9 protein-coding genes are annotated in these 7,127 nt (G+C 60.8%); 7 read left to right on the top strand and 2 right to left on the bottom strand.

The genetic code is table 11. The features are described from left to right. The first annotated feature begins 738 nt into the window (after nt 1-738). Nucleotides 739-2,031, top strand: coding sequence for a group II intron reverse transcriptase/maturase (gene ltrA, locus KJQ12_RS18565; RefSeq protein WP_244860689.1), 1,293 nt, complete (start codon nt 739-741; stop codon nt 2,029-2,031). Nucleotides 2,032-2,116: 85 nt separating this feature from the next. Here the strand turns inward: ltrA and KJQ12_RS18560 are convergent, their stop codons facing one another. Beyond that, complete coding sequence (locus KJQ12_RS18560; RefSeq protein WP_213486847.1) at nt 2,117-2,374, bottom strand: hypothetical protein; 258 nt, start codon at nt 2,372-2,374, stop codon at nt 2,117-2,119. 103 nt (nt 2,375-2,477) lie between these two features. Here KJQ12_RS18560 and KJQ12_RS18555 point away from each other — a divergent pair, with 103 nt between their 5' ends. The 5 genes from KJQ12_RS18555 (at nt 2,478) to KJQ12_RS18535 (ending at nt 5,156) form a co-directional block, all read left to right on the top strand. Continuing rightward, a complete protein-coding gene (locus KJQ12_RS18555) occupies nt 2,478-2,768 on the top strand; it encodes a Dabb family protein (protein ID WP_213486846.1) in 291 nt (96 codons plus the stop codon). A gap of 142 nt (nt 2,769-2,910) precedes the next feature. After that, nucleotides 2,911-3,333: a DUF86 domain-containing protein gene (locus KJQ12_RS18550; RefSeq protein WP_213486845.1), complete on the top strand. Its 423-nt coding sequence runs from the start codon at nt 2,911-2,913 to the stop codon at nt 3,331-3,333. A gap of 123 nt (nt 3,334-3,456) precedes the next feature. After that, nucleotides 3,457-4,125 (top strand): helix-turn-helix transcriptional regulator, encoded by a 669-nt coding sequence (locus KJQ12_RS18545; protein ID WP_213486844.1) that lies wholly within the window; start codon nt 3,457-3,459, stop codon nt 4,123-4,125. Between the two features lie 202 nt (nt 4,126-4,327). Further along, nucleotides 4,328-4,804 carry a DUF948 domain-containing protein gene (locus tag KJQ12_RS18540; protein WP_213486842.1) on the top strand — a complete coding sequence of 159 codons (477 nt, stop codon included), beginning with the start codon at nt 4,328-4,330 and terminating at the stop codon, nt 4,802-4,804. Between the two features lie 16 nt (nt 4,805-4,820). After that, entirely contained in the window at nt 4,821-5,156 is a 336-nt protein-coding gene (locus KJQ12_RS18535) for a YtxH domain-containing protein (RefSeq protein ID WP_213486841.1), read from the top strand. Between the two features lie 20 nt (nt 5,157-5,176). On the opposite strand, the gene KJQ12_RS18530 is transcribed toward KJQ12_RS18535, so the two are convergent. Then, nucleotides 5,177-6,103: an AraC family transcriptional regulator gene (locus KJQ12_RS18530; protein ID WP_342344927.1), complete on the bottom strand. Its 927-nt coding sequence runs from the start codon at nt 6,101-6,103 to the stop codon at nt 5,177-5,179. A gap of 154 nt (nt 6,104-6,257) precedes the next feature. Here KJQ12_RS18530 and racE point away from each other — a divergent pair, with 154 nt between their 5' ends. Further along, nucleotides 6,258-7,067: a glutamate racemase gene (racE, locus tag KJQ12_RS18525; protein ID WP_213486837.1), complete on the top strand. Its 810-nt coding sequence runs from the start codon at nt 6,258-6,260 to the stop codon at nt 7,065-7,067. The last annotated feature ends 60 nt before the right edge of the window (nt 7,068-7,127 follow it).

Below are 7,127 nucleotides of genomic sequence, written 5' to 3'. Positions count from 1 at the left end.
AAAACCTCACGTACGGTTTGATGAGGAGGGGCTGGAATCCCCAGCCCTTTACTCTAGCTTGGCAGCGCACCGTGCTAACGGGTGAAAGTCCCGAATACACCGCAGGTGGCGGAAGTATATAGCTGACAGGCAGTGCGTAGTCCGCGAGGATGCGTGCGGAGGGCTTGAAGGCAAACCCCGGAACAGGCGGCTAAACCATGTTGGCTGACGGAGACGGATGACCTTGCGAAAAGTGGGGATGTCCAATACCACCATATGCTCCGTAAGTTAAGAGGGCTGGGTTCGGGGGAAAGCCGGTGGCGTGACCCAAGGAGAGCTCATCGTTCCCGCATAGCGGTAACCTGTGAACAAGGTCGCGACGGCCGAGGCACAGCTACGGATGGTGAGCAGTCAGACGAAGGGATAGTAGTGAATAAGCCTGTCGGAAAAGCCGCAATGGCAGGTGAACTAGCGCAACACGTCGCCAGTGCAAGCCCCGACTCAAAAGGCGGGGACTTGATGCGAAGCCCGGAACCGTGGAAGAAAAGCAACGAACGTCAAGTGAAATCATGTGTCCAGACAGGAGCCGGGGAGCCAGGAAGCGCGAAGAACCGGGGCCGAACAATAGGGTAGGCCGTCTGGGGCGGAGTACTCTCTGAGACGCACCGTACTGCCGGGGAAATGAGCGGCTAACGACGGAGAGCAAAGGAGAGGAAGCAACCGAACAGATGAAAAGAACGGACGAAGAGGAGCTTTCGTGTGGGAGTACATGAGCCAAAGAAGCGCAAATGGTACAGCCTGATCGACAAAATATGGGCGATGCCAAACTTGGCGGAGGCCTTTCAAGAGGTGAAGGCGAATCGGGGAGCGCCTGGCGTGGATGGAATGACCATCAAGGCATTCGAGTCGAATCTGGAGGACAATCTGGAAGCCCTTCAGACCGCCCTGCGCAACAAGACGTACGAACCGAAACCGGTAAAACGCGTCTATATCCCGAAAGCCGACGGAACACAGAGACCTCTGGGCATACCGACCGTAGGAGACCGAGTGGTGCAAGCGGCGGCAAGGCGCATACTGGAACCGATCTTCGAATCGAAGTTCAGGGAACGCAGTTACGGATTCCGACCGGGGCGCAGTGCACACATGGCATTGGAACGAATCCGAGAAGACTTGAGACAGGGATACAGGTACGTTATCGATGCCGACCTGAAAAGCTGCTTCGACACGATCCCGCACGACAAATTGATCGAGGCGGTGAGGGAAGAAGTAGTGGACGGCAGTGTGCTAAGGCTCCTGTCAAGTTTCCTGCAAGCAGGCGTAATGGACGGCGGCAGCTTCTGCTTAAATGAAACCGGGACGCCGCAGGGCGGCGTAATCAGTCCGCTACTTGCCAATATCTATCTGCATCCACTGGACGAACTCATGGAAGAGCGCGGCCATCGCATAACGCGGTACGCGGATGATTTTGTGATCTGCTGCCGCTCCCGAAAGGGAGCGGAGAGGGTGCTGAAATCCGTCATGGCGTTGCTGGAACGGAAGATGGGGCTCAGGGTACACCCGGTAAAGACGCGAATCGTGAACAACTGGGAAGAATCGTTTACCTTCTTGGGATACGAGTTCAAACCAACGAAGTGGATGACGCCGTCCGACAAAACGCTGAAGAAGTTTAAGGAACGGGTCAAGGAAATTACGCGGAGGAACCAGACGGTGAATGTGCAGGAACTGGTGAAGCGCAGACTGAACCCGTATCTGAGAGGCTGGGGGAACTACTTTACAGCGGGAGACGGGATAACCCGGTTCAAAGAGCTTGATGCGTGGATTCGGAGAAGGATCAGAATGGTGCAGATGCGCAGTTGGAGGAAGCCTCGTAAACTGCTGAGAGAGATGCGCCGCCGAGGATGGAAGGGCGAGTTAACCTCAATCTGCATGACAAGATGGCGAAATTCCAATTCCAGGCACGCCCACTTTGCGATGCCGAAACAATGGTTTAATGAAATCGGTCTTTGCAGTCTTGTGGACATGTACAATGAACGACATCCCCAGCGGGGATAATCGCGGAGGAGCCGGATGCGAAGGTCCGCACGTCCGGTTCTGTGAGAGGCCCATGATTATTTCATGGGCCTACTCGATTTGCGGATCAGGCCGGGGCGCGGCTTTTGCTCCGCCCGCGCTGGATCAGGCGGTCCGCGATGAAGCCGATCAGCGCATAGGTCATCAGCGTCAGCGCATACAGGAGCAGGACGCTCGCCTCGTGGATATCGACGAGCAGATCGGCCACCCATGCCGGCGGGCTGAACATGAAGAAGATGAAATTGTGCGGATCGTATCCTGTATAATTGTACAGGCACAGCGCAAGCGCGATCAGGGTCATGACGATCGTGACGGGATATCGCATCGGGCGTGAGCCTCCTCTGCCGGGGCGGTTGCCCGGGATGGTTCTCGTGGTATATTATGTGTCCGAAGGCGCAAGGCCATGCATTTCAGGGAGGGATACCGGGGTGATCACCCATATTGTATTGTTTCGTTTGAAAGACCGCAGTCCGGAGAACATCGAGCGCACGGCGGAAGTACTGCGCAGCATGGAAGGCAAGATCGACGAGCTGCTGTCGCTGGAGATCGGCGTCGACGTGCTGCGTTCCGGCCGGTCGTATGATATCGCGCTCACCGCGAAGTTTGATTCGCTGGAAGCGCTGGGCGCCTACCAGATTCACCCCGTCCATCAGGAGATTGTCCGGTACATGAGCGAAGCCGGCGAAGCGTCCGTCTCCGTCGACTACGAGACCAATTAGAGGGAGCAGGTGCGGCAGCATGCGTGACGTCTACGAAATGATGACCTATCTGCTGGTCATCATCATCAGCTGCATCGTCATGACGGTCTGGCTGAAACGCAAGGCGCGGAAGCGCAAATCGCAGTAACGGAGGAACGATCAGGTGTATTACGTCAATCGCGAACAGATCGACCATCGTCTGAATGCGCTGCCCGACGTTGCCGATGCGCTCGAGATGCTGGCGGCCGATTGGCAGGGCACGGTTCTGCAGGGGCTCGCGCAGGAACGCGCGCTGCACCTGGCCGTCGAGATTGTGACGGATGTCGGCAGCTATCTGATCGACGGCTTCATCATGCGCGATGCGAGCAGTTATGAAGACATTATCGATATCATCGGCGAAGAAGGCGTGTTTCCGGCCGAACGCAAAGCGCCGCTCGCCGAGCTGGTCCGGCTGCGCAAGCCGCTGGTGCAGGATTATTGGCAGTGGGATCGCGCCGCGCTCCATCCGCTGACGCCGCGGATTCCGGACGTGCTGCGCGCGTTCAGGCAGGACGTCGTGTCGTATCTCGAACGGGAACTCGGGTAAGCCCGCTTAAGCCCAAACTTGCCGCCGGTCAAGCGATCGGCGTTTTTTGTCGATTTACGAATGACGCCGTGTAAGGTACAATATCAATATTCAAACATCGCAGGACGTACGGAGGTGGGCGCATTGACGGTGAAGAGCGGCAAGGAGCGGCCGCCCGGCGAAGTCCGGCGGCATGACGGTCCGACCCGGCAGACGGTGCTCAAGCTGCTGAAGACCCGGGGGTCGGCGACGGCCGGCGAATTGGCGCGCGAGCTCGGACTGACCGAGATGGCCGTCAGGCGCCACCTGGCGGCGCTGGAGCGCGACGGGTACGCGGCGGCGAAACCGGTGAGACAGCCGATGGGCCGTCCGGCCTACGTCTACGAACTGACGGCGGAAGCGGAGCAATTCTTTCCGAAGAACTATCATTTGCTGGCGCTGGATCTGCTCGATTTGATGGAGCAGGAAGAGGGTCAGAAAGGCGCGGCGGCCCGGATGTTCGAAGCACGCCGGAAGATGCTGTACAACCGGCATGCCGCGCGGATGGCGGGCAAGCCGCTGCCGGAGCGGATCGGCGAGCTGGCGTCCATCCAGAACGACGGCGGCTATATGGTCGAAGTCGAGACCGCGTCCGAACGGGAATATCTGCTTCACGAATACAACTGTCCGATCGCCCAGGTCGCCGCGCGCTACGAGCAGGCGTGCAGCTGCGAGCTCGCGCTGTTCCGCGATCTGCTGGAGGCGGATGTCGAGCGGATCGAATGCCTCGCCAAGGGCGGCAACAAATGCACTTATCGCATATCGGTTGAATAATTTTGAACGGTTGTTGGCGGGAGAAGTTCTCCCGCCGTTTTTTGTTTAATTCGTTTTGCTTCCTGGTACGCAATACGACCGCGCTTCTCGCGTGAGAAGCGCGCATTTTCGTTTTGCTTGTGTCAAGACAAGTGCCCGCTGACTATAATGGCTATACGAATTGGGCATTCGTCCAGAAATGCGGCCGAAGGGAGGGGCGGAAATGGCGGAATGGAGCGCCGCCGTCGCGGCGGCATCGTTCGTCGTCCTGACGATTGCGCTGCTGGCCGCGCTGCGCGGCCTCATGAAGCGGCTCAACCGGTTCGAACAGACGATCCGCAGCATCGAGGCCGAAGCCGTGCCGCTGCTGCGTGAAATCCGCGGGCTTGCGGCGGAAGCCGGACAGGTGATGCGGCGTACGGGCCGGCAGGTGGAACGGTTGGACCGGCTGCTGGATGCGGCGCAGCAGTGGGAAGGAGCCGTCCGGCGCTCCGCGTCGACGGTCAGCCGGATAACCGAAGCGGTCGATCGCGCAGCAAGCGCCCATGTCGAACAGGCCATCCTAAGCGGCCGGGCGCGGATCGGCGAGACGCTCGACTGGGCCGAACTCGGCTGGTCCGTCTGGAAATGGTGGCAGACGAAGCGCGCAGCCGCCGCCAACCCGGACCGCATGGCGGACGATATGCGCGATCCGGAATGAAAGGAGCGACAAGCTTATGGCGACGAAACGCGAAATCAAAGGTTTTCTGATCGGAACGGCCGCGGGCGCGGCCATCGGAGCGGTCACGGCACTGCTCCTCGCCCCGAAGGAAGGCAAGGCGCTGCGCAAGGACATTGCCGAAGGGGCGCGGCAGACGGTGAAGGCAGCCGGCGAAGCCGGCGAGAAAGCCGGCAAGTTCGCGGCTGAACTGTTCGATGCCGCGGCCGTATGGCGCCGGAAGAAGCGGGAGGGTGCGGAGCAGGCGGGCGCGCCGGAAGAGAAAGCGGAAGTCTCCATAACCGCTGACGGCCCTGAGGATTCGGACGGGACGCTTCGGGAAGAAGCGGTCTGAAGCCGCGGCCGGACGGGGAATCAAGGCTCCTCCGGCCGTCGCTTCGCATTGCGGTAATCGGTCGGCGAAAGCCCGCTCCATCTGCGGAACTGCTTCGAGAAGTAGAGCGGATCGCCGAAGCCGACCGATGACGCGACCTGCTCGATGGGCAGCGCCGTCATCAGCAGTGATGCGGCGCGTTCCATGCGGATCTTCAGCAAATATTGCTTCGGCGAAAGTCCGACCGCCCGCCTGAACATCGTGGAGAAATGGGTGCGGTGATAGCCGAACGAACGCGCCAGCCGGTCGATCGAGATCGGCTGCGCGTAGTTGGTGGACAGCAGGCGCACGGCCTGCGCGATCTGCCGCTCCATGTCCGAGCGGCTTTCCGCCGCGGCATGCGCCCCCGATGCCGCTCCGTAGGCGGCGAGGAGCAGCCGCAGATAACCGGCGCTCTCCAGATCCGCAAGCTGCGGCGACTCGGCGCGTTCGAGCAGCGTCCGGATGCGGCGCAAGAGCGGCAGCGCCCTGCGGGCGGCGCCGCGGATGACGGGCCGGTCCGTCGTCACGCCGATCTTGCCCAGCAGGCCGTATGCCGCCGTTCCGGTGAACGCCACCCAGGCGTAGCGCCACGGATCGTTTGCGTCGGCCTCGTAGCTGAACAGTTCGCCGGGGAAGATGACGAACGTGTCCCCCGCCTTGCATTCGAACGTCTGTCCTCCGGCGACGAACAGGCCGCTGCCGGAGATGACCGTATGGATCAGGTAGTAATCATGGACCGCCGGGCCGATCTTGTGCCCCCCGACAGGATCGCCTTCTCCGCAGAAAATGACGGAAAGTTCGCCGGATCCGGGAGCGGGATTGACGCCCAGCAGAAAACGGGTATGATCCGTGAGCAATGCCGACGACTCCTTGATGCCGAATATGCTGCGTACCTGATGATAGCGGAGCGCCGGACATTTGTCCATATGCGCCGCACGGCTTCCGCTTGCGCGGCCGCGCCCGTCCTCCGCGCCCAAGCCGCGTCAAATCCGCTTCGGCGCAGGTACGTTTCCTCCCGCCCCGTCATACTGTATGGTTGACGGCATAAGGCGGAATGATGACGAGGAAAGCGGTGTATTTGTGCGACAACCGATTGCGATACTGGATTCCGGAGTGGGCGGGCTGACGGTCGTCAAAGAGGTGATGCGTCAGCTTCCGCGGGAGAGGATCATCTACTTCGGGGATACGGGGCGCGCGCCTTACGGTCCCCGGCCGGCAGAAGAGGTCATCCGGTTCACGCGGGAAATCGTCGATTTCCTGGCCAGATTCGACCCGAAACTGATCGTCGTGGCCTGCAACACGGCAACCGCATATGCGCTGGAAGCGATCCGTCCGCACGTGAAGGCGCCCGTCGTCGGCGTCATCCGGCCCGGGGCGCGGGCTGCCGTCAAGCGGACGACGACGGGGACGATCGGCGTCATCGGCACGGAAGGCACGATCCGGAGCGGCGCCTACGAACGGGTGCTCAAATCGCTGTCGCCCCGCATCCAGGTGGTCAGCCTGGCTTGTCCGATGTTCGTGCCGATCGTGGAGCGGGGAGCGTTCCAGTCCCCCGAGACGTACCGCATCGTGGCCGAGACGCTGAAGCCGCTGCGCCGCACCCCGATCGACACGCTGATTCTCGGCTGCACGCACTATCCGTTCCTGGCGGACGCCATTTCGGCCGCGATGGGACCGGATATCGCGCTGATCAGCTCGGCGCAAGAGACGGCGCGCGACATCAGCACGATGCTGCAGGAGTCGGGCCGGCTGTCCGAGTGGACGGATGTGCCCGTCCATCAATTTTATTGCAGCGGCGATCCGGAGCTGTTCCAGACGATTGCCCGGCAATGGCTGAAGGAACAGACGGCCGGCGTGCCGATTGTCTGGCGGGTGCCGTGCATCCGTTGAACTTCCGGTGTCAATCGTCTGTGAAAATGTCACCTTAACTCGTCTGTGAAAATGTCACTT

This window comes from Thermobacillus xylanilyticus, from assembly GCF_907165215.1.
Lineage (GTDB): Bacteria > Bacillota > Bacilli > Paenibacillales > Paenibacillaceae > Thermobacillus > Thermobacillus xylanilyticus.
The sequence above is the reverse complement of the archived record's forward strand: the minus strand, read 5'-3'. Positions and strand labels throughout refer to the sequence as shown.